42 protein-coding genes are annotated in these 21,402 nt (G+C 65.9%); 2 read left to right on the plus strand and 40 right to left on the minus strand.

Annotated elements, in window-relative coordinates; translation table 11 throughout:
* The 40 genes from DEU38_RS28765 to DEU38_RS27115 all read right to left on the minus strand — a co-directional run bounded on the left by DEU38_RS28765 (position 1) and on the right by DEU38_RS27115 (position 18,978).
* Positions 1-138 carry a hypothetical protein gene (locus DEU38_RS28765; RefSeq protein ID WP_181818967.1) on the minus strand — a complete coding sequence of 46 codons (138 nt, stop codon included), beginning with the start codon at positions 136-138 and terminating at the stop codon, positions 1-3.
* Positions 138-512 carry a hypothetical protein gene (locus tag DEU38_RS26955; RefSeq protein WP_114724441.1) on the minus strand — a complete coding sequence of 125 codons (375 nt, stop codon included), beginning with the start codon at positions 510-512 and terminating at the stop codon, positions 138-140. The genes DEU38_RS28765 and DEU38_RS26955 overlap by 1 nt, the downstream gene beginning before the upstream one ends.
* A gap of 11 nt (positions 513-523) precedes the next feature.
* On the minus strand, positions 524-1,783 hold the full coding sequence (locus DEU38_RS26960; protein WP_114724442.1) for a phage major capsid protein: 1,260 nt from the start codon (positions 1,781-1,783) through the stop codon (positions 524-526).
* Positions 1,780-2,550: an HK97 family phage prohead protease gene (locus DEU38_RS26965; protein ID WP_258558179.1), complete on the minus strand. Its 771-nt coding sequence runs from the start codon at positions 2,548-2,550 to the stop codon at positions 1,780-1,782. Before DEU38_RS26965 ends, DEU38_RS26960 begins: the two co-directional genes overlap by 4 nt.
* Before the next feature lie 2 nt (positions 2,551-2,552).
* The gene (locus tag DEU38_RS26970) at positions 2,553-3,806 is read right to left on the minus strand and encodes a phage portal protein (protein WP_114724444.1); all 1,254 of its coding nucleotides are present in this window, start codon (positions 3,804-3,806) and stop codon (positions 2,553-2,555) included.
* 10 nt (positions 3,807-3,816) lie between these two features.
* Positions 3,817-5,169 (minus strand): terminase large subunit domain-containing protein, encoded by a 1,353-nt coding sequence (locus DEU38_RS26975; protein WP_181818968.1) that lies wholly within the window; start codon positions 5,167-5,169, stop codon positions 3,817-3,819.
* 109 nt (positions 5,170-5,278) lie between these two features.
* On the minus strand, positions 5,279-5,590 hold the full coding sequence (locus DEU38_RS26980; protein ID WP_114724446.1) for a hypothetical protein: 312 nt from the start codon (positions 5,588-5,590) through the stop codon (positions 5,279-5,281).
* Between the two features lie 127 nt (positions 5,591-5,717).
* Positions 5,718-6,005: an HNH endonuclease gene (locus DEU38_RS26985; protein WP_114724474.1), complete on the minus strand. Its 288-nt coding sequence runs from the start codon at positions 6,003-6,005 to the stop codon at positions 5,718-5,720.
* A gap of 423 nt (positions 6,006-6,428) precedes the next feature.
* Positions 6,429-6,872 (minus strand): DUF6221 family protein, encoded by a 444-nt coding sequence (locus tag DEU38_RS26990; protein WP_114724447.1) that lies wholly within the window; start codon positions 6,870-6,872, stop codon positions 6,429-6,431.
* Positions 6,869-7,558 (minus strand): hypothetical protein, encoded by a 690-nt coding sequence (locus DEU38_RS26995; protein WP_114724448.1) that lies wholly within the window; start codon positions 7,556-7,558, stop codon positions 6,869-6,871. Before DEU38_RS26995 ends, DEU38_RS26990 begins: the two co-directional genes overlap by 4 nt.
* Positions 7,559-7,793: 235 nt before the next feature.
* Positions 7,794-8,048, minus strand: a complete 255-nt coding sequence (locus tag DEU38_RS27000; RefSeq protein ID WP_147283596.1) for a hypothetical protein — start codon at positions 8,046-8,048, stop codon at positions 7,794-7,796.
* 303 nt (positions 8,049-8,351) lie between these two features.
* Positions 8,352-8,711, minus strand: coding sequence for a hypothetical protein (locus DEU38_RS27010; protein ID WP_114724451.1), 360 nt, complete (start codon positions 8,709-8,711; stop codon positions 8,352-8,354).
* Positions 8,708-9,148: an endonuclease VII domain-containing protein gene (locus DEU38_RS27015; RefSeq protein ID WP_114724452.1), complete on the minus strand. Its 441-nt coding sequence runs from the start codon at positions 9,146-9,148 to the stop codon at positions 8,708-8,710. The genes DEU38_RS27010 and DEU38_RS27015 overlap by 4 nt, the downstream gene beginning before the upstream one ends.
* A gap of 262 nt (positions 9,149-9,410) precedes the next feature.
* On the minus strand, positions 9,411-9,770 hold the full coding sequence (locus DEU38_RS27020) for a hypothetical protein (protein WP_114724453.1): 360 nt from the start codon (positions 9,768-9,770) through the stop codon (positions 9,411-9,413).
* A 151-nt stretch (positions 9,771-9,921) separates the two neighbouring features.
* Entirely contained in the window at positions 9,922-10,047 is a 126-nt protein-coding gene (locus DEU38_RS29595) for a hypothetical protein (protein ID WP_258558180.1), read from the minus strand.
* Positions 10,048-10,195: 148 nt separating this feature from the next.
* Complete coding sequence (locus tag DEU38_RS27025; RefSeq protein ID WP_258558181.1) at positions 10,196-11,146, minus strand: DNA cytosine methyltransferase; 951 nt, start codon at positions 11,144-11,146, stop codon at positions 10,196-10,198.
* Positions 11,143-11,265: a hypothetical protein gene (locus DEU38_RS29600; protein ID WP_258558182.1), complete on the minus strand. Its 123-nt coding sequence runs from the start codon at positions 11,263-11,265 to the stop codon at positions 11,143-11,145. The genes DEU38_RS27025 and DEU38_RS29600 overlap by 4 nt, the downstream gene beginning before the upstream one ends.
* Complete coding sequence (locus tag DEU38_RS27030) at positions 11,262-11,540, minus strand: hypothetical protein (RefSeq protein WP_114724455.1); 279 nt, start codon at positions 11,538-11,540, stop codon at positions 11,262-11,264. The genes DEU38_RS29600 and DEU38_RS27030 overlap by 4 nt, the downstream gene beginning before the upstream one ends.
* A gap of 198 nt (positions 11,541-11,738) precedes the next feature.
* Positions 11,739-12,068: a hypothetical protein gene (locus DEU38_RS27035; protein ID WP_147283597.1), complete on the minus strand. Its 330-nt coding sequence runs from the start codon at positions 12,066-12,068 to the stop codon at positions 11,739-11,741.
* A gap of 47 nt (positions 12,069-12,115) precedes the next feature.
* Positions 12,116-12,412: a hypothetical protein gene (locus DEU38_RS27040; protein ID WP_114724457.1), complete on the minus strand. Its 297-nt coding sequence runs from the start codon at positions 12,410-12,412 to the stop codon at positions 12,116-12,118.
* Positions 12,409-12,684 carry a hypothetical protein gene (locus DEU38_RS27045; protein WP_114724458.1) on the minus strand — a complete coding sequence of 92 codons (276 nt, stop codon included), beginning with the start codon at positions 12,682-12,684 and terminating at the stop codon, positions 12,409-12,411. Before DEU38_RS27045 ends, DEU38_RS27040 begins: the two co-directional genes overlap by 4 nt.
* Positions 12,681-13,508, minus strand: a complete 828-nt coding sequence (locus DEU38_RS27050) for a hypothetical protein (RefSeq protein WP_114724459.1) — start codon at positions 13,506-13,508, stop codon at positions 12,681-12,683. The genes DEU38_RS27045 and DEU38_RS27050 overlap by 4 nt, the downstream gene beginning before the upstream one ends.
* Entirely contained in the window at positions 13,505-13,819 is a 315-nt protein-coding gene (locus DEU38_RS27055) for a hypothetical protein (protein ID WP_114724460.1), read from the minus strand. Before DEU38_RS27055 ends, DEU38_RS27050 begins: the two co-directional genes overlap by 4 nt.
* Positions 13,816-14,079 carry a hypothetical protein gene (locus DEU38_RS27060; RefSeq protein WP_114724461.1) on the minus strand — a complete coding sequence of 88 codons (264 nt, stop codon included), beginning with the start codon at positions 14,077-14,079 and terminating at the stop codon, positions 13,816-13,818. The genes DEU38_RS27055 and DEU38_RS27060 overlap by 4 nt, the downstream gene beginning before the upstream one ends.
* Positions 14,072-14,215, minus strand: coding sequence for a hypothetical protein (locus DEU38_RS28775; protein ID WP_181818969.1), 144 nt, complete (start codon positions 14,213-14,215; stop codon positions 14,072-14,074). Before DEU38_RS28775 ends, DEU38_RS27060 begins: the two co-directional genes overlap by 8 nt.
* The gene (locus tag DEU38_RS29605) at positions 14,208-14,342 is read right to left on the minus strand and encodes a hypothetical protein (protein ID WP_258558183.1); all 135 of its coding nucleotides are present in this window, start codon (positions 14,340-14,342) and stop codon (positions 14,208-14,210) included. The genes DEU38_RS28775 and DEU38_RS29605 overlap by 8 nt, the downstream gene beginning before the upstream one ends.
* On the minus strand, positions 14,339-14,788 hold the full coding sequence (locus DEU38_RS27065; RefSeq protein ID WP_114724462.1) for a WhiB family transcriptional regulator: 450 nt from the start codon (positions 14,786-14,788) through the stop codon (positions 14,339-14,341). The genes DEU38_RS29605 and DEU38_RS27065 overlap by 4 nt, the downstream gene beginning before the upstream one ends.
* The gene (locus DEU38_RS27070; RefSeq protein WP_181818970.1) at positions 14,785-15,369 is read right to left on the minus strand and encodes a hypothetical protein; all 585 of its coding nucleotides are present in this window, start codon (positions 15,367-15,369) and stop codon (positions 14,785-14,787) included. Before DEU38_RS27070 ends, DEU38_RS27065 begins: the two co-directional genes overlap by 4 nt.
* 2 nt (positions 15,370-15,371) lie before the next feature.
* On the minus strand, positions 15,372-15,671 hold the full coding sequence (locus DEU38_RS27075; RefSeq protein ID WP_114724463.1) for a hypothetical protein: 300 nt from the start codon (positions 15,669-15,671) through the stop codon (positions 15,372-15,374).
* A 2-nt stretch (positions 15,672-15,673) separates the two neighbouring features.
* Positions 15,674-16,501: a YqaJ viral recombinase family protein gene (locus DEU38_RS27080; protein ID WP_114724464.1), complete on the minus strand. Its 828-nt coding sequence runs from the start codon at positions 16,499-16,501 to the stop codon at positions 15,674-15,676.
* Positions 16,498-16,683 (minus strand): hypothetical protein, encoded by a 186-nt coding sequence (locus tag DEU38_RS27085; RefSeq protein WP_114724465.1) that lies wholly within the window; start codon positions 16,681-16,683, stop codon positions 16,498-16,500. The genes DEU38_RS27080 and DEU38_RS27085 overlap by 4 nt, the downstream gene beginning before the upstream one ends.
* Positions 16,680-16,865, minus strand: a complete 186-nt coding sequence (locus DEU38_RS27090) for a hypothetical protein (RefSeq protein WP_114724466.1) — start codon at positions 16,863-16,865, stop codon at positions 16,680-16,682. Before DEU38_RS27090 ends, DEU38_RS27085 begins: the two co-directional genes overlap by 4 nt.
* Positions 16,862-17,068 carry a hypothetical protein gene (locus DEU38_RS27095; protein WP_114724467.1) on the minus strand — a complete coding sequence of 69 codons (207 nt, stop codon included), beginning with the start codon at positions 17,066-17,068 and terminating at the stop codon, positions 16,862-16,864. The genes DEU38_RS27090 and DEU38_RS27095 overlap by 4 nt, the downstream gene beginning before the upstream one ends.
* Complete coding sequence (locus DEU38_RS28780) at positions 17,065-17,202, minus strand: hypothetical protein (protein ID WP_181818971.1); 138 nt, start codon at positions 17,200-17,202, stop codon at positions 17,065-17,067. Before DEU38_RS28780 ends, DEU38_RS27095 begins: the two co-directional genes overlap by 4 nt.
* Positions 17,199-17,393, minus strand: coding sequence for a hypothetical protein (locus DEU38_RS27100; RefSeq protein ID WP_114724468.1), 195 nt, complete (start codon positions 17,391-17,393; stop codon positions 17,199-17,201). The genes DEU38_RS28780 and DEU38_RS27100 overlap by 4 nt, the downstream gene beginning before the upstream one ends.
* Positions 17,390-17,572 (minus strand): hypothetical protein, encoded by a 183-nt coding sequence (locus tag DEU38_RS27105; RefSeq protein WP_114724469.1) that lies wholly within the window; start codon positions 17,570-17,572, stop codon positions 17,390-17,392. Before DEU38_RS27105 ends, DEU38_RS27100 begins: the two co-directional genes overlap by 4 nt.
* On the minus strand, positions 17,569-17,712 hold the full coding sequence (locus DEU38_RS28785; RefSeq protein ID WP_181818972.1) for a hypothetical protein: 144 nt from the start codon (positions 17,710-17,712) through the stop codon (positions 17,569-17,571). The genes DEU38_RS27105 and DEU38_RS28785 overlap by 4 nt, the downstream gene beginning before the upstream one ends.
* A gap of 149 nt (positions 17,713-17,861) precedes the next feature.
* Positions 17,862-18,020: a hypothetical protein gene (locus tag DEU38_RS28790; RefSeq protein WP_181818973.1), complete on the minus strand. Its 159-nt coding sequence runs from the start codon at positions 18,018-18,020 to the stop codon at positions 17,862-17,864.
* Complete coding sequence (locus tag DEU38_RS27110; RefSeq protein ID WP_114724470.1) at positions 18,017-18,244, minus strand: hypothetical protein; 228 nt, start codon at positions 18,242-18,244, stop codon at positions 18,017-18,019. Before DEU38_RS27110 ends, DEU38_RS28790 begins: the two co-directional genes overlap by 4 nt.
* A complete protein-coding gene (locus DEU38_RS27115; RefSeq protein ID WP_258558184.1) occupies positions 18,241-18,978 on the minus strand; it encodes a phage antirepressor KilAC domain-containing protein in 738 nt (245 codons plus the stop codon). Before DEU38_RS27115 ends, DEU38_RS27110 begins: the two co-directional genes overlap by 4 nt.
* Before the next feature lie 678 nt (positions 18,979-19,656).
* Between DEU38_RS27115 and DEU38_RS27120 the strand changes: the two genes are divergently transcribed.
* Together DEU38_RS27120 and DEU38_RS27125 are read left to right on the plus strand one after the other, a co-directional pair.
* Positions 19,657-19,923, plus strand: coding sequence for a helix-turn-helix domain-containing protein (locus DEU38_RS27120; protein ID WP_114724471.1), 267 nt, complete (start codon positions 19,657-19,659; stop codon positions 19,921-19,923).
* 213 nt (positions 19,924-20,136) lie between these two features.
* The gene (locus DEU38_RS27125) at positions 20,137-21,324 is read left to right on the plus strand and encodes a site-specific integrase (RefSeq protein WP_114724472.1); all 1,188 of its coding nucleotides are present in this window, start codon (positions 20,137-20,139) and stop codon (positions 21,322-21,324) included.
* The last annotated feature ends 78 nt before the right edge of the window (positions 21,325-21,402 follow it).

Consider the following 21,402-nt stretch of genomic DNA (forward strand, 5'->3'; position numbering starts at 1 on the left):
TCACCTCGCCTTGTTGCGTGGAACGCGGGCCCGGGTCGCCACCTTCAGCTTCTCCCGAGCGCCGCGCTCCTTAGCGTCGGCGTCGGTCAGCTGCACGGTGTGCTCGAGCCCGCCGATCTCGACGACGTATTCGCGCATCACGCCGCCTCGAGTGCTGCGATACGAGCCGCCAACTCGGCGAGGATGCCCTGCACGTTAGTGGCCGTGCCGGGCGCGATGGCCGTTGCAGTCACTGCGCTAGCGGCGTGCGCATGGTTTCCAGGCGAAGCCGTCGAGGCCGTCGACCCGAGCGCGATGCTCGAGGTGCCTGCGCCGATCGCGGCACGGGCCGCGGGAGCGTCGGCGCCGGCCGCAACCACCGCAGGCTTGCCGGAGATATTGGCCCACGTCACGGCGGCGCCGCCGCCGATGCTGATTGGATCACCGTTCGCATCGACGAGGACGATGCCCGCGACATGCTGCGACGCGTCCAGCTCGCCGCCGACGATCACGCGGAACTGCTTGTTCGTCATGGCGATACCTTTCAGCTATTCGAGAGGGTGAGCTTGACCAGGCCCAGCGGGCGACGGACGGCGAGTGCGACGCGCTCCTCGGCGCGGATCGTCACCAGGTTGTTGGTGAAGTCGTCGTCGTGAGAGTTGGTCGCCTCGACGCGGACGCCGCCCTTGCGGTACAGGGTTGCCGCCTGCGAGAACGCGCCGACGAGCACAGTGCCGGCAGCGATGGCCGGGGTGACCACCGTGCGCAGGCCCCACAGCGGCGGATCCATCGGGACGCCGCCATTGCCGTACTGGCCGGCGAAGAAGCCGCCGCCGAAGTACTGACCGTTGGCGTCCTTCGACAGCCGGAACGCCTGGTAGTCGATCGGGTTGATGACGATGCCGTCGGCGTTGAGGCCGGAGGCGGTCGAGATCTTCGTGATCGACCGGAAGACCGCGTCGGCGTGATCGGCAGCGGTCGTCGAGGCTTCGGTCTGAATGCCCGAGCGAGTCAACAGGCCGGTGAGGTTCTGGCCGGTGCCGTTGCCGTTGAGGAGCTGCGCCTCTTCGAACGCGGCGAGGTCATAGAGCAGCCGGCCGTCGATCTCGGACTTGAGGAACGGTGCGTCTTCGATGAACTCGTCGGACAGCTTGATGAAGCCCGCGAGCTTCTTCAGCGCGTCGACTACCGCGGTCGGGTTGACGTAGTGCATCTGCGGCTTGGCGCCGGCCTCGGCGACGGTGGCGAATCCACCCTCACGCGCGCCCTCGACCAGGTAGCTGATCGCATTGCCGGAGATCTGCCCCTTGCCGAGCAGGTCGGCGATGGTCAGCTTCGGTCGGAACGCCTGGACGACCTGCTTGTCGTAGTCGGTGAGCAGCGGAGTTCCTGCGCCCCAACCGGTCACGACGTGAGTGTCGGCGGCCGCCTTGTAGTCGGCGGAGGTGATCGAGAACCGCTGCCCCTTGGCTCGAGCGAGCGCGTCGGTGGCCTCCTTGACGAAGTGCTCACCGAGGGTGCGGGACTTCACGGGGGCTCGACGGCCCTTGGGCTCGCCGCCTTCGGGTTCGCCGTCCCCGGCGCCGGCCTCGGCGCTGGCATCCGCCAGCCCATCGAGGGTGCTGAGAATCTCGGCCGCGTCAGCAGCCTTCGAGATGGACTCATCGAGAGTCTTCACCTCGGCGACGAGCGTCGAGATGGCAGCGGTCTGTTCGTCGGTCAGCTCCGCCTTGGCCGCCTTGGCTCCGTCGACGATTGCCTTTGCCTCTGCCAGCTTGGCAGCGCGCTTTTCCTTCAGGTTCACGAGAGCTCCTGTAGCTCGAGTAGGGAAAGTTCGATTGCTGCCAGGGAGACGGACGGGCTCGGCGTGGTCGGATCCGGCGCAGCCTTGCCGGGCTGCTCGGTCGACGGTTCCCCACCGCTGGTCTGGTCCTGGTCTTCGGAGTCCCCAGAGTCGGGGAGGATCGCTTCGAGATCGTCAGCTGCGGTGCGCAGCTGCACGATCACGTCGCGCATGGTGTTCTCGTTCTTGGCCGAGATGACGCGGCCGGCCTTCGCGCGCAGCGCGTCGGTAGCCGACTTCACGGCGAGGATCTCGGTTTCCTGATTCGCGCCGATCGGCACGACGGACACCTCGTAGAGCTTGATCTCGTCGAGCGAGACATGGTCGGGCATGTCGTCGCCGGCCTTGACGTTGTGTGACTCGACTACGTCGAACGCGAACGACATCTGCCCGACGCGGCCGCCCTTGAGTAGGCGGTACACCTGAGCGCCCTTCGGCGAATCGAGGTCGAGGCGGCCGTGAATCTTCAGGCCGCGATCGTCCTCCTCTGCCGACAGGACGCCGCCGACGTTGTAGTCAGGGTCGGACATGTTGTGACCCCAGAGGATCGGGAGCACGCCGCCGGATTCGCTCCACGCCTTGAGGCTGTTGGCGAAGGCGCCCTTGGCGACCACCTCGCCGTACGAGTCGACATTGCCGAACACGCTGGCGTATCCGATGAACTCGCCCTCGCCGAGGCCATCGGATTCGGCAGCCTTGACGCGGACGCGGAAGTCCTTGATGTTCACGGTCATCCTTCCCCGCCATCATCAGGCACGGTGGTCGGTGCATTCGGGTTGTCGGCAACCTGGTTCAGGTTCGACGTCAGCAGGGCGGCATCGCCGCCCAGTGCGGGCATGTTCTGAGTCGCGCGCGCTTCATCAGCCGTCATCCACGGACGACCGGTAGCGGCCTGCAGAGATGCGGCCTCCTCCTCGAAGGATCCCTTCATCTTTTCCTTGACGTTGAACTCGACCATCCGGCCTGGGTCAATGCGCGGCGCGAGGAAGGTGTTGATGCGATCCTGGATCATCCGCAGCGTCGGGCCGAGGGTGTCGGAGTACAACATCCGCGAGAACTCCTTGACGTTGGAGTAGTTCGCGTTGTCGAGGATTCCGACCATCACTGGGTTGACGTAATAGACGCTCGCCACGGTGGTCAGCGCGAGTTTGGCGGAGTCGATGTACTCGTCTTCCTTCGACGAGAAACCGAGCCGCTTTAGCTCCATGCCGTCCTCGAGGAACGGGGTTCCGCCGGCGCCTCGTCCCGAGTTTCCGGAGTAGGTGTCGCGGTACTGCTTGACCCACTTCTCCTTCGCTTCCGGCGACCACTCCGGCGCACTGGCAGGTCGGGTGATGAACGCGTCGACCCGGCCGCCGTTATCCCACCGCTGCTTGCGGTAGGTCTGCGCCGAGATCTGCTCGCCCAGAATCGCCTTGAGTGCGGAGACTGGCGAGCTGCCGATGCGGGTGTCTTCCGGGTTCCAGCCATGGAAGACGAGCATGTCTTCGGCGGGAATGATGAGGGTCTCGGAGACCTCAGGGAGTGAGATCTCGTAGTGCAGGATCGCGAAGGCGCCGTCGGTCTTGGCGTCCGTGATCCAGGTCGGACGGATGGGTCGAATGATCCAGCCGCTCTCAGACTTCGCATCGGGTGCGACAAACCAGTACGCGATGTCATACAAGGCGAGCGTGGCGACCAGGTCGTACACGAGCTCGGTGCAGGTCTGCTCGGGGTTCGGCTTCCGGAACAGATCCGCTAGTGCACCCTCTCGAGTGCGCGCGTGATTGCCATCCTCGGATGCCTCGAACACGTGCAGGCCGAGCTGGGAGACGTTGCGCGCCAAGAAGCCGACGACCGTTCGAAGGTTCGGCTGGTCGCGCCAAAGCTTCTCGACCGTCTGCCCACGCAGGCCGTCAAGGTTGACGACGACCGCGGGCGCGGATCCCGGGCTCTCGCCCGCCGGCGCCTTGGCGCCGAATCCAAAGAAGGACGCAAGCCCCATGGTTTGCCTCCTAGAGCATGATGAAGTCGGTTGTCTCGTAGGCCGAAACTCTCGGCACCTCGATGGCCTGCCTGAGCAGCCAGGACGCTTCGGATACCGCGATCAGTGGTGCGACGTCCGAGGGTGAGCCCTTCCGGTCGAAGAACCACGCATCGCCTGCGCTGCGGGCCCGTGCGGCGCGGGCCGCCTCATCCAGCACCGGTTGGCCAAGGTGCCGGACCGTCTGCTGGCGGATGCGGTCGTAGAACAGTCCTGCAGACTTCGAGAGCTCAGCGCCGCCGCAGGGCACGACAGTCAGGCCCGATTCGGTCATCCCATCAGCCAGGCTCGACACTGGGGCGCCGCGCTCCTGGATAGCGACGCGGCCGTCGAACCAGCCGCCCTCGGCATCGAATCGCTCGACCAGCCAGGGGATCACCCAGGCCGTGCCAGCGCGGGATGCGATGACCTCGACATGCTCGATGCCATCCTCGCGTTCGACGGCGATGCCGATATGCGCGCGTGACCGATCCCATGACACGTCGACAGCTACGCCGATGCGCGCGCCAGGGGCGCGCCGCGAACGGCCGTCACGTAGCGCCGACCAGTCTGCAGCGTCGATAATGCCGGTCTGGATCTGCTCCACCTCTTGGCAGAGGTTCTCCGTACGGAACCCGTTCTCAGTCTTCGTCTCCCGGTCCGCCTGTAGTGCGGCGGGAGTCAGCGTGTACCCGAGCGATGGGTTCGCCTGCGCGCGAGCTGACCAGTCGTCGATGTCGCACCCATCGGGTGCCGACCACTCGAACAGGCCGAGGGTGACCTCGTCGGTCATGCGGGTGTCGATCGCCGTCTTGGCGCGGCCACGGAGGTCGCGAAGCACAACGGAGTGAACGTCGCCGGCATTCGATGCGCACACAGTCTGCGCGCGCGGCGGCACGAGCGTCGTCGACGACAGAGCGTTCCACGCGTCCCAAGACTTGTGCTCGCGCAGCTCGTCGAGGAACAGCAGGTCGGCCGTCTTGCCTCGGCCCGCATCGCGCTCGAGCGTCTCGACGATGTACCGGCCACCCGAGCGCAGGCGCATAGCCTTCGCGCCATTCACGCGCTTAGGCTTGTGCATCCGCTTCCGGAGTGCCGGAACGTTCTCGGCCTGCGTGACCACGTCCTCCCAGACGTCCTCAGCGTCACCGAGGGACTGGGCCGCGCCGATCACCGTGCGAGCGCCGTCGACAAACAGGCGCCACAGGATCAGCGCCTTGATCAGCGTCGTCTTCCCGTTCTGCCGGCTGACGAGCAGCATGACGCGCTTGAAGCGGAACGTGCCGTCCTCATTGAGCTCGAGCGCGTGGATGAGGAACCATTGCTGCCACGGCAAGAGCGTCATCCGCAGAACGGATTCAGCGAATCGGATGCACTCGAAACCCGCGCTCGTCTGCGGCGTCAGCTCGCGGAGCGGAGGGGTGAACAGTCGAGGTTCGGTGCAGCCCTTGAGGTCAGACAGACTTGAGCGCAGGGCGGGCATTGAGTATCGCGTCCAGCTCGTCACCTTCAGGCTCGGCCTGCAGGTTCAACTTCGCCGCCCCCTCCGGCGTGAGGCCGAGACCAGTAAGCACCTTGTGCAGCGTCGGCACCGGGCCGAAGGTCGCCTTCGTCGCGGCCTCCGTGCCCAACTCCACAGCGTCATCGATAACACGCGCCAGCATTCGGGCCTGCTCGATCGCGCCCCGATACTGGGCGGCGTCCTGCAGGTGATCGGCGGCGCGGACCGACGCGTTGACCTCCGAAAGGAGCGTCTTTCTCGCCATGATCAGACCTCCGATACTGGGTTACCGCGCGCGTGACCCCCCTCCGACCTCAGGAGGGAGAGAACCAGCGCGCCGGTGGAGTGGTCCGCCCCGTGGGGGTTGCCGTGATCCTGAGGCCCCTAGGGGGTCACCACTGCTCGCTGAGCGTCCCCAGGACTGAGGTGACGGCATCTGCCCCCCGGGAGGCGTTGCAGCTTGCGTGCGAGGCCCTGAAGTTGGCGGGGTCGTCGACTAGCTGAGGGTGCGTCTTGACTGGGTGGAGGTGGTCGAGCTGGAAGGCGTCGAGGTGGCTACTGGGGAGCGTGTAGTCGATCGGCTGCCCGCAGAGGTGACAGTTCGCGCCCTGGCTCTCACACCGAAGCTTGAAGTCAGCTCGCAGCGACTTGTGCCTGCGAGTGGATCGCTCGTTGGCCATGACCACCTCCTGAAGTTGAACCCACCCGAGCAGCCGCACCACCACTGCCGGCAAAGGCAGCGGATCGGTGTGCGGCTTCGCTCCCGCCGCGTACGGGTTGCCGCGGCGGAGTGACGTTGACTCGGGCGGGAAGTCTGCGCGCCCCACCGATCCTCGGGGGAGGTTGATCGGTGGGGCGCGGTATCCCCGGGCGCTGGCTGAGCGACTCGCGGGGTGGCCGGGACTGCCGCGTTGGCGGCCGGTCGCGCCGGGAAGCGGCAGCGACTGAAGGTGTCCCGGAAGCAGAATCCCCGCCAGGCCCGGAGGACGGCGGGGAGTTAGGGCGATCCGGGATCTTCCCCCAGATACACCAAAGGCGCGAGCGGTACGTTCACCTCTCGCGCCTAGCGGCGTTAGCTTAACACATACCCCGGCCGATGCAGGTCAGGCTGGCCGCCAATCCTCGCGGTAGTCAGGATGATCGGCATACGCGGAGGCGAGATGTCGGATCACAGTCGCAAGCGCAACAACGTGACCTATCGATGTCTCGACCGGATACGTAGCACTCGACTTGATGTGGTCGTAGTGCGCACGAGCTTCTTCCTCCTGCGCCAGGATCGCCCGCTTGGCTGCCACCTCCCGCGCCACGCGGGCCGGATCATGTCGGGCGATGTGGTCAGCGTGCGGGCCATCGTTGTCGTCGTCGCGGTCGAGGACTGCAAGCGCCGGGTGATCCCCGCACACGAACCCAGGCCAGTCGGCGTACTCGTCGACATCGTCCGGCGCATCGGTTCGCCACCACGTGAGGCCGTAGCGGATGACTGCCGCGCGCGCCACCCGCTCATCCTCATCGAGCCGCGCCCGCAGGAACTCCACAATCTCGCTCATGCGCCGATCCTCTCATCCACTCGTTCGCCGTCGTCGTCCTTCGCGGTCGCATCGAGCACCGCGCCGAGGTTGTAGATCCGATGCCTCGCCCCGTCCATGCCCTTGGTGATCCGCAGCGGCACAAGCACCCCCGCCTCGGTGAGGTACTTGATCCTCCGCTGCGTCAGGCCCGCGTGTACCGGACCCAGAGTCTTCGCCACCTGGACGCATCCACGGGCGTTCAGCTCGAGCGCTCGAGCCTCCTGCACCTTGGCCGGGTCTGGCGGTGGTGGCAGCTTCTCTGCGGGCAGATCGGTTGAACGCCGCGCCGCCTCGAACAGCTTGGCGATCGCGGGGTACGCCCCCTCGCATCCAGGAGTCATGGCGAGCGAGGTCACGCGGTCGGCCAGCCAGACCGCCGCTGCGGCCGTGGATCGACCGCCGTCATACGCCATCGCTCGGTACTCACACACATGCCGGACCCACGTGACGACCTCGCCGTGCAGGAGCTCGTGCGCGCGGGATGCGCCGTAGTCGTAGGGCAGCGGCTGCTCGTCACTGCCTGAGCTGACCTGAGCCCCGCCGATGCCGACGCATGACTGCCGCGTCAACGTGATCGCCAGATCCTCGACGAGCCCCGGGATCTCGCGCAGCAGTGAGGCGAGCGCCTCCATGTCGGCGCGGGTCATGAAGAACTGGTCCGTCACATCTGCCCCCACTCGTGTCCACAGACGGTGCACATTCGGATGACTTCAAACCCCTGTTCCTCGCAGCGAATTAGCCGCTTCGGCGCGGGGCGGAAGGTGTAGCCCGACATTTCTGCGAATCGCTTCTGCCGGGCGTGCGCCGGATCCCCGTCACTGAATCCACGTGGAGCGCGAAGGCGGTGACAGTCGACCGCGTTGCAGTGAGGGCAGGACGTCCACGCTGTGAAGGTCTCCGTCATGCGCTCCCCCTGATCTCGCCGATGATGTACTCGATGTCGTAGCCCTTGCGCTCGGCGATGGCCTGCAGGTCGGCGCAGGTTTCGGCGATGCGATTCCGGGTCGGCCACATTGCGCCGACGGCCTGGTAGTCGCATCCGCCGATCAGCTTCCGCTTCGCCAGGACGACGTATCCGACGATGGGGTTGGTGTTGGTCATGAGTTCCTCCTGGCGGCTGCGGGTGCCACCCAGTCGATCATGTGGCGATGTCATCAGTTCCTCCTCGGGTGGTGTCGGTGGCAGTACCAGATCCAGGCGGTCAGGTATGCGACGGCGTCGCTGGTGGGTCGTCCGCAGTCGTTGCAGTGGTGGGTCATGGCCGCTCCTGGATGTATCCGCAGATGCGGCAGCGGAGTTGGCCATCCGGGCCCCATTCGATGAGCCTGGACTTCGGGAGCTTTCCGAGGTGGCTCAACGCAGAGGCGATCTCGATGGGGCTCATGCCAGCGGCGTCAATCTGCGCGCCGTCGCGTACGGCGATGGCGCTCCCGTCCGCGGAGATGTACAGGTGATCCCTCATCGCTCACCGTCCAGGGCTGCGAGAACCTCTACCGCCAGGACCCTGGCGCTGGAGAAGCGTCCGCCGCGGGCAGCCGCCTGGTACGCGCCTGTGTCGTGGCACATCTCGCGTACGAGTTCGATGGCTACGTGCGCCTTCGCCTCGGCAGCGTTGGCGCGGTTGAGCATGTCGAGCAGTCGTGCGTTCTCTGCTCGCGCCTCCCGCAGCTCGGATCGCGCAGCGATGTCGGCGCGCATCTCTCGGATGTCGGTGAAGCGGCGTCGCTCCTCCGGCTTCACGGCATCTGCGTTCTGGATGATTGCCTCGATGTGCGCGAGGCATGGGCTTTCGGCGGCGGGGTACACGTTCTCGCTCATTCGTGGTCCTTGGTGTCTAGGGCGTTGAGGACGGCCTGCGCGGGCCGGTCCCGGATGACTGCGATCGCCCGCTTTAGCGCCTCGATGTCATCGCGCAAATGCCCGAGCACGCCCCGATTGCAGGGTTGGCACAAAAGTGATCGCACGCACTTCCCGCACGACCCGCCGGCGGGGCAACAGGCGTGGTCGTGGTCGACGGCTAAGCGTTTCGCTGCACCCGTGGCTCGCTGACAGATGTAGCACCGCCCGTTCTGGGCCCCCAGGATCGCCGTGTAGGCCTCAGGGCCGATTCCGTAGGTGGTTGTAACCCTGCGGCCGTGTGCGGCTGTCTTGGAGGCTTTGATGAAGGCGCGGTGATGAGTCGTGCAGCGCGGGCCCGGATGTGGAGTCGGACGCTTCGACGTCGGGTCGCAGTCCTTGCATCGCTTGGCGGTCATGCAATCACCGACAGAGGCCTGTGGATAACCCGGATTCGTTCGCGCGATCGACTCGGAAAGTGCTGCGATGCGGTCGGATCCGCGCTACCCCCCTGCGCGCGATACGAATCGTAAGAAGGAATCTCACGTAAGTAGTTATCTACGTAAGTCCGTCCGTTCGTACGTACGTTAGTGCCAATGTCAAATCGCTTGGCAGAGGTCGACTTCAGGTTCAGGTTTGCCATACCGTTTGCCATGCGGTTTGCCATATGGCAAAACCGGCTCAGCTTCCCCATGTGACTTGTGCTCCCTTCCTGCCTGCGGCGGCCCGGGTTTCGTGAAGTGCCTGTTGAGCGAGGCCGACGGCCTGCCGGGTGCCGTAGTTCTTGATCCGGTAGCCAACGCTTGGGACTACCTCCCAGAGGCCAGCGGCGACGAGCAGTTTCGCGTCGGCCGGTGTGCCGTGGACGAATGGCAGGGCGGCCTTCTTGATGATGCCGTCGGTGCCATTCCCGACCGCGTGAGCGACCGAACAGGCGTAAACGAACCCGGCCGCTTTCCCTTTCGGGCTCGCTCCGACGAGCTCGATCACCTTGTCGTGGGTCGGGAAGTTCGTGTCGAACCTCGACCAGGGCAGTCCCATTACGCCACCTCCTCCGTTTCGTCGTTGTAGTCGTCATCGGGAAGCTGTTGGCCTCCCATCGGGCACTGGTGCCCGGCTTTGTCTTTGTGCCGCCAGACGCGGCCGGCGGGGTTGCTTGCGACGGTGCGCCAGCAGACGGGGCAGCGGGTGGTCATGTCGCGCCCTTCCCCTCCAGCGTCTCGGCGAGGCATTGCCCGAACTTCGCTGCGTCCCCGTCTCGTTCACGCCAGTAGTCGGCGAGGGCCTGGACGCGGGCGATGGTGTCGGCGTCACTCACGGTGAATCTCCTGTCCAGGTGATTTCGTCGGCGTGGCGGTGTACGCCACGGTGGCCTTGGTCGCGTCCGCACTGGATGACGACCACCGCATCCCGGTAGCCGGCAGTGTCGGGAATCCGGGCCTCAAGGCTCGCGGGGCAGCGGGCGGTCATGCGGCCACCGTGAGCGATGCGGCCACACGAGTGCCGAGCCAGCGAGCTACGTCCACCGACACGGCGTTGCCGATCTGCTTCTTGACCTCGTCGGTCTTCCCATGGAACTCGTAGCTGTCCGGGAAGCCCTGCCCGCGCGCGCATTCGCGGTTTGTGAGCATCCGGAAGCGGTAGCCGTCCTCCGTGAGCGTCGCGACGCCATGGTGGTTGCCGCCGGCGGTGATTGTGGCGAGTGGATACTGGTCCGCGCGGCGGGCCTTTGCGTTGCGCCGGTACGTGACCAGGTGCGGCACGCCGCGCTCGGCGATCTGCTCGAGCTGGTCGGCGACGTACAGGCGCCGGGTGACGGGCTTGCCCGGGTTCTCGTCGAGGATCGTCGACGCGGGTTTCGGCGCCAGCCCGGGCAGCGTGAGGTCGACGGCGCCGTGCCTGGTGAACACTGCGAAGTACCGGACGCGGCGCTGCGCTGCCCCAAGGTCTGCCGCGTCGATGATCGCGATCTGCTCGCGGTAGCCGAGAGCCCGCATTCCATCGAGCCACCACGGGTACAGCGACCACGCCTGGAACTCGGGCACGTTCTCGACGATCACCGCCTCGTACTGGTGCACCTCGGCCGCGGCGATCACGGCGAACGCAGTTGCCCGGTCCACACTTCCAGCGTCGGCGCGCAGTCGCTCCAGCTCCGCCGGCGGCTGCTTCCGGCCGCCAGATCGTGCGTGCCATACGCAGGATGGTGATGCCCACAGGCCGAACGTCGTCGGAAACGAACGCCAGTCGACCTCGGATAGGTTCGCGATGCGGTGTTCGGTGTCGGGGTGGTTCTTCTCATGGGTGGCGATCGCAGTCGGCCAATGGTTCGCAGCCACCATCACGTGATGCCCGGCCTGCGTGAGCCCTTCCGAGCTGCCGCCGGCGCCACTGAAGAGATCGGTCCAAGTCGGCGTCATGGTGTTACTCCCTCCAGCGTCTCGGCGAGGCATTGCCCGAACTTCGCTGCCTCCCCGTCGCGTTCACGCCAGTAGTCGGCGAGAGCTTGGACGCGGGCGATGGTGTCGGCGTCACTCACGGCTGGTCACCGCCCTCCGCGAGCGCCCGGAGTGCCGCGGCGTGCTGTCGGCGGATCTCCGCGTACTGGCCGCCTGCGCGGGATTCTCGTTCCCACTGCCCAGCGAGTCGGGTGAGGCTGGCGCGCAGTCGGTTCCGTTCACCAGCGCGGGTCGCGAGGTCAGCCCAGACACCGCGCTCGTGCGCCACCCAGCCCCGCGCGTGGAGCTCGTCGGCGACGGCCTGGGAGAGTCCGTGTCGGGCGGCTTCTTGCCGGGCCAGGTCGATGTCAGCCACGTCGGTCACCGCCCTCCGCGACACGCCCGTCCCAGCCGCAGCCCTCGCATAGCTCCTGCTGAATCAGATGCAGGTGTGCGAACGCGCAATCAGCCCTTGGCTGTTCAACCGACGGAACACGCTCGGGAAACAGGAATCCGTACCGCTCCCGCATCCACTCGTTCGGTTCAGTGGTTCCGAACTGGTCTTCGCCGAGGCTCATCGCTTACCGCCCTCCGCCACACGAGCAGCAGCCAGGTACTCGGCCGCCAGATGCTCGAGCCCAGCTGCGGCGCGCGATCGGCCACCGACCCACACGTCGTACGGCAGGCTCGTCCCGGTGCAGTCGACGCGGACGTCGAACTCGTCGAACCACACCTGCCAGTCGTCGTCCGGGATACCTTCGGGCAGCTCGACGATCACGTGGCCGGCGTTGGTGAGTGCAGCCACCACATGCGCGGCGTAGGCCCGGTTGCGGTCGCCGGATCCGTTGGTGTGCATGATCTTGTCGCCCAGGGCCTCGGCGATGATCTGTTCCGCGGTGCTCACCGATTGCACATTTGAGTGCACATTTGTGTCTATTTGCTGTTCCGTGCTCACGACCGGCCTCCCTCGACCTCTTCGTACGTCTGGGCGAAAATGTCCGGCCTGCAGGGGAAGAAGCCGCGGGAACCCCTGACGATCCAGTCGCCGATCTCGATGTCTCGCCACACGTTGTCCGCTTCGACGTACAGTTCGCCGTGCCCTGATTGGACGGTGAACACGTGATGGTTTCCGGAGGGTTCAACTTTGTGAATGCCAGTGAATGCGCGCACGGCGTACGGGTTGTCGCCAGTCCACTGGATAGCGGCGACATCTGCGACTCTCTTGCGGAACGTCTGTGCGCCGTTCATGCCCTGTCTCCGTCCATGGGGTCGATGGCGCGCACCAGATCGGTGCAGAAGTCGTACACGAGTCCCTGGTGGTCCTCGCCGGTGCCCGATGTGGCGATCCATTGGACTTGTCTGGCGTATTCCGTGACGCTCAAGCCGCTGACGAGTCCTTCGGCGAGTCCGTCGAGGAACGCGGCCTGAGCGTCCGAGTCCGACTTGGCGAGCCACTGGCCCAGCTCCCACCAGTTCACGTCGACGGTTGTGGTGGTTTCGATGCCCTCGATGTTGCTCATGCGTTGCCCTCCTTCTTGTCTCCGTCCACACGCACAAACGGGGGCACCAGCTCGCTTGCGATGAAGTCCCCCACGCAGCACTCGGCATCCGATGGTCGGTCGTAGTGAACGACTCGCCCGTCTCGCTTCGCGAAGTCAGCCTTGGCGTAACCGCCGGGGGTGCGTACGCGAACCCCCTCCGGTACGTCCTGCCATGCCTCCCAGGGCTTCTCCGGTGTGCCATCCGGCCCGCTGTCCGGGACAGACACAGCAGGCGGGGTGTCGCCGTGCATGAGGTCGCACGCCGTTCCGTCGCAGCCGTGATTCACCCAGCAGTCTTCCGATGCACCCTTCGGCGGCGCTCCATAGGCCAAGCGCCGCAGCCGACCCTCAGCCTTGACGAACTCGGATGGCTTCACATCGTCCGCGCCGCAAGCGATCCGAACGTCGGTCCACTGCTCGGCTGTGAGTACCGTCCCGCCTTCGGGGAGTAGACGCCCATCAGCCGCAAGCCGAGCCAGGACAGCGCGGAGGCCGGCGATCATGATCTCCGCCTGGAGATCCGGTAGTTCATCCCACGGAGTCCACGACTGCCCGGCCTGCTCACCACGGATCCGCGCCGCCTCGTAGTCCACCCGCACGAGCGTCTCTACGTACTCGTCGCGGGCAGACTCAGCCTCCAAACGGGCGGCCTCCCTCTCGAGACGCTCGGCCGTCATCGACCACCCCATCCGGGCGTTCACCTTCGCTGCGGTGCGGTACTCATCCGCCGTGAACGCCGGCCGCTGCCACTCGTGTGGTGCATCGGCTCGCGGGTCGCCGTACGTGTTGATCGTGTCGGTCATCGAGCGTTCTCCTGGTCCGGGTGGGTGATGGTGAAGGTGCCGCCGTTGCCGCACATGCCGACGACGATCCAGCCGTGGATGCGGGCGAGGTCGCCGGTCAGCGTGATCTCCGGGTAGCTCGAGCGGATCATCGGGCGGACGTGGTCGTCGATCAGCTCGACCACGACCTGCCAGTTGGTGCGGTCGCCGGGCCACAGGGCGTCGAAGTCGTCGGCCTCGGGCATCGCGACGTCGGCGAACGGGATCTGCAGTGCGGGAGGGTTCTTCATGCGTCCGATGCGGTCGAACGTGACAGTGATCGTGTCGGTCATCGCTCACCCGCCAGCGCGGCACGGACCTCGATAGCGAAGGCGCGGGCGACCGGATCAGGTTCGCCGGACATCAGGCCGACATGGTTCTCGAATCGCTCGGCCAGAGCCTGCACGCGTTCGATGGCCGCTTCAGCTTCGTCGCGCTGCCTGCGGAGTGCGTTCATCACACCCACGTTCTCGGCCAGTTCAGTTCGCGCCTCTGCGAGCTCAGCCTTGGCGATGTTGAGGCGTGACTCGATTTCGGAATCGTAGTCAGGCATTGCGGGTCTCCTTGTCGGGGTTGGGGATGCCGCGTGCGGGCCATCCCCACGGGTCGGGGAGGTTGGTGCGGGGCTGGAAGACGTGCGGTGCGTGCTTGGCGGCGATCAGTTCGGGGTCCATCCAGCGGTCACGCATCAGATCTCCACCGCCTCGGGTCTGCGGCCGCGACGATCTCGCCGGCGGCCAGGGTGATTGCCACCGCCACCCCCGCCGCCGTGACACCGACGGCGAGGGCGAAGGCGGAGAGCTGGGCGCGGGTCATGCGGAGGCCTTCAATCGGTTGACGTGCCGCATGGAGATGCGGAGCCGGTCGGCGATCTCTGAGTTCGACAGCCCCAGGCGGGCAAGCTCTGTGACGCGGCCTGCACGTTCGATTCGCCGCTCCCGGTCGTTTTCCAGGCGGCACATTCGGCAGGTTCGTGTCGGCTTCCGGTTGCCGGGCTGCCGGTTCCAGTACGTCGTCGCCTCGGTCCACTCGTGCCCGTTCTTGCAGTGAGTGTCGGGGGACGCCGGCGGCGTGCGGTCAGTGGCCGCCCAGATGCCGTGCTGCTGACCCGATTCAGTGGCCCACTGTCCGCACTGGGCGATGACGGGGCAGCTGAGGCAGATCTGCTTGGCGCGCTCGCGGTCGAGTGGCCGGCGCGAGTCTGCGAACCAGAGTTCCGGGTCGTGATCGAGGCACGCTGCCCGGTCTCGCCAGGCGGTCACTGGGGATCACCGGCCTGCAGATCGGCGAGACGGCCCTCGATCACCGCGCGGACGGTGGCGCACTCGTCCTCGGCGAGCGCGGCGGCCTGCTTCCACATCTCACGCAGGGACTCGACGTCCGGTGCCTTCTCGACGGCCGCAAGCAGCGAGTCGGCGTCGACCTGCACCTCGGGCTTCGAGTCACCCTGCGGCGCAGCAGGCATTGGCTCCACGATGTACGGCGCGCGCTTCCCTCGGGTGACGGTGAGTGCCAGGGTGAGGCGCTTGTCGATGTGGGACAGATGACTGACGCGTATCCCGCCGACGTCCTGGCCGCCGAACCTCACCGCGGGGTCGCGGTACAGGGACATCCTTCTGCCCACATAGGCCGACGCCTCCGCGCCCCATGCCGCGACGAGGATGCGCCGCACCGTCTTGCTGGGGCGGAACGGCCTGCCAGGGAACTCGACGAGATGGACGTTGACCGGCTGCTCGGCCGAGCCCTTGGTGACCTTCTCGACGGTGACGGTGCGCGGGCCACTGAGGAGGTCCTCTGCGTTGAGCTGATCGGACCTTGGCGCGATCGATTCTGTGAGATCCATCGTCAGGATTCCTTCCCTGCAAGGCGGATCCCTCGGGGATTGTCGCCGTTGTCGTGAAGTCGCTTGTCTGCGCGGTAGGTCATCTCGGCTTCAATGGCGTCCCAGGAACCCCTCGAGCGATAGACCAGCGGGTCGCGCTTCCCCCCGCTCTTGGCGCTTCCAAGGCAGCAGCCTCGGCCGCCCCACCAGACGGTCGGCATCCCGTCCTGGCCGTACTCGACTCGATCGAACTCGGGTAGCTCTTCGTCCGGGATCGAGGCAAGGATGGCCTCGATTGCGGCGCGCGCTGTCTTGACGTCCATCGTCAGACCACCATTTCCATTTCGATGATTCGTTCAGTGAGGGGAAGTCCGACGACCGACTCTTCGTAGAGGCGGATCATCTCGGCGGCGTTCTCCTCGAAGGCGTGGACCGCGGCGGTGATGGCGTCGAACCAGCGTTGATCCGGGTAGACGCGCTTGACCCACAGGTGCATGCCGCCGGAGTAGCTGATGTAGTCGATCCACTTGCGACCGGACACCAGTAGCCCGCACTGCAACTGCGCCATGTTCTCGGCCGGCGGGTGACCGGAGATGACAGTTTCGACCTGCTTCTTCTGCCGGCGTGACTTGACCTCGATCAGTCCGTCATCGCCGACCAGACCGTCGGGTGAGTACCCGATCCGGACGCCGTTGTCGTCGCGGATCATGATCCCGGTTTCCCGGACGGGCGCGAAGTGTTCGGCGTAGATGTCGCGGGCCCGGGGCTCGTCCTCGATGCCACGCAGCATGTCGTCGCTGATGTAGGTCGGATCGGTCCAGTTGGTGATGCGTTCCGCCACGAGAAGCGCTGTGACGCTGCGGGATGTGTCGTTGCTGGCAGTCTCGAACACGATGCTCGAGCGACTGCGACGTGCGACCTCGGCGCGCTCCGAGTGCAGCGTCTTGATCGTCGCGCCAGCCTTCACCTTGCTGCGGCACGGGTCATTGGCCTGCGCGTCACAGGAAGGGCAGTCGTAGTCGATTGCCGACAACGATCGGGTCGCGATGAGGTTGCCGACGACTGATGCTGTGACGATTCCTCGGCGTTGGTCGTGCCACTCGTCCGTGCCTTGCACGAGGCTTGGGAGTTCGGTCAGGGTTGGGCTGCTCATTCGTCGTCCTTGGGGTCGTCGAGGAGCGCTGCGATCTGCTGCAGCTGGTCCCCGGTGAGTTCGATTGCGAGTTCGGTTCGGTCGTCGGCCAGTTGAAGGCGCACGACGCGACCGCTGCGGGGCCAGCCGGCGAGTGTGCCGATCGCGGTTAGTTGGGTGAATCCGTCGCGGATGTCGATCACGCGATCACCACCGGCAACTCGACGGCCTCAACCCGGCAGGGCGTCTCGCCGAGCCAGAGCTGGCCCTCTCGGGCGCCGACGGTGAACGTCCGGCCGAGTGCACCGAGCTCACGGAAGCGGGCACCGGGGGCCAGGAACCAGATCTGCGAGGCGTCCACGATGACGCGGGTTTTTCGGGTCATGACGCACCTCGCTCGATGGCGTTCGCGAGCTGGTGGAACGGGTCAGCCTCGCGGTCGGCCCTGGCCTGCTCGATGCGTTGCTTCTCCTGCTCGATGCGAACCTTGCGGAAGTCCTGCAGGCTGTGGTGCCCGCTCTCGATGCAGGCGGACCCGCACGGCGCCATCCGCACCGAGCTGCAGGTCATGCAGTCCCACACGATCATTGGGTCACCTCAATCTGTCGGTCGATGTGCGCGTCCCGTGCGCGGTCCCACGCGTCAGCCGGATCGGCGAGCGGGTCGAACAGCGCCGGGTCGGTCGGGTTGGTGTAGCGGAGGCTGGCGATCGGGTCGGTCATGCTGCACCGACCAATCCCCACCAAGAGGTGGTGCCGATGGTGACGCCGAGAGTGACCGCCCAGAAGAGGGCGACGGTGCGATCCCACTGCCCGCAGCGGCATTCGCGGCGGAACTCGTCGACAGTCGCGATGATCTGGTCGTCCAGCTGCGCCGTCTCGGGTGCGAAGTCGTATGTGCCGGTGTGGGTCATAGGGGCTCCCCGTTCGCGATCTTGGTAGCCGCCTCGGCAAGCCTGGCGATGAATGTGGCCCGCACTAGTGACGCGTCCTCTTCGTGGACCTGCAGGACGGTTCCGTTCGGTCCGATGCATTCGACGGCGTGCGCGGCGATGGCTTGCGCGAGCTCCCCGCTCTGTTCGATGGCGCTCATGCCGCCACCGCCTCGGCGTCGTCCCACGTCGGCAGCGGCGACTCGGCCGCGAGGCGCGCGAAGATCGGGGTGTCGGACGGCGCGACGGGCGCCAGGACGTCGACCGGAGTGACCGGGCGAGTTCGATTGAAGAGCTTCATCTCAGGCTCCAAAAGTGTGTAGTCGGTCGCGCGATGACCCGGGGGTCTCGCGTCGGGAAGTTGGTGGCCGGCGGTGACGGGGCGCGGTCATCTGGGCCGCGTAACAGGAGCTCCACACACGGTGTGGGCGGGTCCGTCACCGCCGGGGTCTAGGTGGCCTTCAGGCTGCGGCGCAGTGCGAGGTCGCGCACGTCCTGCGCGGCCTTCATGTCGGCCTCGATCTTGCGGGCCTTCGCGAGGTGCACGTCGGCGGCAGCGCGGTGGTAGGCGAGCTTCGCGGCCTGGACCTGGGCGTCAGTGGTGGTCATGCTCGCCTCCGTGAAGTCGTTGCCCCGACGCTCATCTGCTCCTCTTCGCGGAGCCAGCGCTCGAAGGTGTCCGCCTGAACACGGACGCCCGTGTCGCCAGTGCGAACATGGGGGAGTGGGTGGTTCTTGCGGCTGAACAGCCGGTAGACCGAGGTGCGGTTCAGCGACAGCCGCTCGCCGATGTCGACCGCAGTGAGCGCTGGGCGAAGCGCCGAGGTAGTCATGCCGCCTCCGCTCGCCGGATCCGCTTGCGGATCAGGTCGATTCCGCGAGGTGTGATGCGGAGCGTGTAGTGGTTGCACGAGCCCCACGTGTGATTGACGACCGTCTCGCGCGCCTCGAAGTGCAGCGCGAACTCTGCGTAGTAGTCGTACTGCACGTTGCCGCACGCTGCGTGACGAATGAAGATCAGCTTCTCAGCGAGGAGGAAGGCCCGGAGCTCCTTCTCCTTCATGCCGAGGATCTTCGCGGCCTCACCGACAAGTCGACTGCCTGCGTCGGCTGTGAGGTAGGCGTCTGCGAGCTCGGCCTTGGGCGCGAGTTCAGCGACCTTGGCGTCGAGCTTCTTGATCGTGTCGGCCGCCTCGAGCACGGCCCGGGCGAGGAGCTCGGGCCCGGTGAGCGCCGGCACGGCGCCGTAGCTACCGGTCTGCCGGATGGCGGGTAGGACGTCGTGGGTGAGCCACCGCTTGATCGCCTTCGCCTCCGCCTTCCGGCTACGGAGGATGAGCGAGTACATGCCCGGCTCGTTGATGATGGTGCCGAGTTGCTGCCCGCCAAGGGTGTTCAGACTGTGTACGCCCTTCTCGTCCTCGTCGAGACTGGCGAGCGACGAGCGGCTGAGGCCGAGTAGTGCGAGTAGATCGGACGCGACGAACCAAGGCTCGCCGTCGATGTCGAGCACGCGCACGCGCTCGCTCTCGTAGGTGAATGGAACGAGTTCGGTAGAGTGGTTCACGTCTACCTCCTTTCGCATTGGTTGGACATCGGCCGCCGGCAGCTGGTACCTGTTGGCGGCCTTCGCTTCTCATCCGCCCCATGAACGAGTGGGCGGGAATGGGCCTGGTGGCATCGGTCGGCAGCGTTGCCTCCGCCGCATGGAATACGGCAAGTTGGGCACCTTTGAAACCAATGGCAGGTGTATGAGCTGTCGCGCTCACCAGGCTGAATCACGCTATGAAGGTGTGAAAGGACGCGCCACGTGTTGGCGTGGCGTGGAGATTTGGTGCGGTGGCCAGAAGTAGGCCGAGTGCTCCTAGGCGCGGAGCTCTTCAGGGAAGAGGTTGGTGACGGTCGTGCCAGTGAGGCGAGCGATCCGCACTAGGTCCGACCCTGTGATCGGGCGTTCTCCGTGGAGTCGCCTGCGCGATGTGGATCTGGAATGGCCGAGTGCGCGCTGCACCTCTACCTGTGGAATATCTGCGATCCGGAGCTGGAGTCTGACGTGGTTGGAGATGCGGAGGTCGATGTCCTTTCCGCAACTCAGATCTGGCGAGTCGGCTTTCATATCGAGAACTATGCCTCAGAACTGAGTCCTCCGCAACGCGAAATTACAGCCGTGTCATCTGTATCGATTCAGTAACGGACCCGTAAGTTTCTTTTCGCGTAGCCTCAGGTCTGAGCTAAAGTGCTCCGTATGGATACGGATGGACGTACGTTTAAAGCTGACGAAGTACGCGCGGCGATCGCCGGCGAGATTCGAGCTTTGCGTGGACGTCGGGGGATGAGCCAGGCCGAGCTGCGCGAGCGCGCGGGCTTTAGTCGCGCAACCCTGGGGCGGATCGAAGCGGGCGAACGCGATGTCGAGATCACTGAGCTAATGGCTATCGCTTCAGTGCTTGGCGTCACTGCGGCCGGGCTACTTCAGGCCGTTCAGGACTCGCTAGAGGGTAAGCAGCTGTGAAACACGGATGCCAAGTTCGAGCGCACGAAGGAGGAGTTCGGTCGCGGTGATGCCGGTCGACTCAATCGGGATGTCATCGGCTGAGGGAGTGGTGTGCATTAATGGCCCCTTCGAACGTATGTGCGAATCGTTCGGACACTGTAAGCCTTGTCACCGACACCGTAGAGCAAACAGTCGGTTGGGTTACTGGATCGAGACAAAGGGGATGAAATCTTGACCGTCCAGAAGCGTGAGCGTGGCGGGCAAATCCGCTGGGTCGGCCGCTACCGCGGTCCGGACGGCAAGGAGCGCTCGAAGACCTTCGACACCAAGGGTGCCGCCAAGGACTGGGTTGGCGATCGCGAGCAGGAGATGCGGCGCGGCGAGTGGATCGACCCAGACATGGGGCGAGTTACGGTCGGGGAGGTCGCCCAGAGGTGGGAGAAGCTCGCCGGCAAGGAGGGGACCCGGGCGAACCGTCACTACCTCACGCAGCAGCTCGGCAGGCTGGATGGAATTCCCGTAGCGCAACTCCGTACGCCACACATCAATGAGTGGGTGTCAGAGCTGGGCGCCGGTCGGCCGTGGGCAGAGAACCGGCCAGTGACTGTCAGCACTATCCGCACTCTGTGTGCCCAGCTCTCGGGAGCGCTTCATCTAGCCGTCGAAGAGGGGATGATCGCCAAGACTCCGCGGATCCCCCGGCCGCCGAAGCCCCCACAGAGCATCTCTCGATCCGAGCTCGTCACCGTCGGTGAAGTCCGGGCGCTCGCAGAAGCGGCCCGCGATGGGATTAAGGGCGCGAAGCCGGGCAAGGGGGTCCGGGCATCGCCAACCCTGGCGCGGATGATCCTCACCGCCGCGGGCACTGGCCTCCGGCCTGGCGAGCTCGCCGGGTTGCGGGTGCGATCTGTCGACTTCCTCCGACGCGAAGTTGCGGTACTTGAGCAGGCTGGCTTATTGGCGACGGATGGGCGCCGGCCGCTCAAGACCAGGGCGTCGCGCCGAGTCGTGCCGTTTGGCAACGATGTTCTTGACCTGCTGTCCGAGGAGTTGCGTGAGTTCCCCGTTGGCGACCAGTCCGAGAGCGTATTCCGGTCCGCCCGTGGCCTGATGTGGACCGCAGGGACGACATCGAACGCCTTCCTGCGCTTGCGTGAGCACCTCGGCCTGGATTCACACGTGACATTCAAGAGCCTTCGGCACTTCTACGCCTCCACCCTGATCGCAGCCGGTGCGTCGGTGACGATGGTTGCCGAGTATCTGGGCCACGCATCCCCGGCGATCACGCTCGAGGTGTACGCGCATCTGTGGCCCGGAGATGACGACCGAGCGCGGAAGGCTGTCGATGCTGTCGCCCTGTTGTCCGCTGGCGGTGCGGGACCAGTGCGGGACGGGGCCGGTAGGCTGGCACTCGCGTAGCGGGTCGCCGTATGGGCTGACCTGCATGGACGGGATTCAAAACGAGGAGTGCTGGTGGCTGAGTTTATCTACACGATG

Source organism: Rhodococcus sp. AG1013 (assembly GCF_003350365.1).
Classification (GTDB): Bacteria; Actinomycetota; Actinomycetes; order Mycobacteriales; family Mycobacteriaceae; genus Prescottella.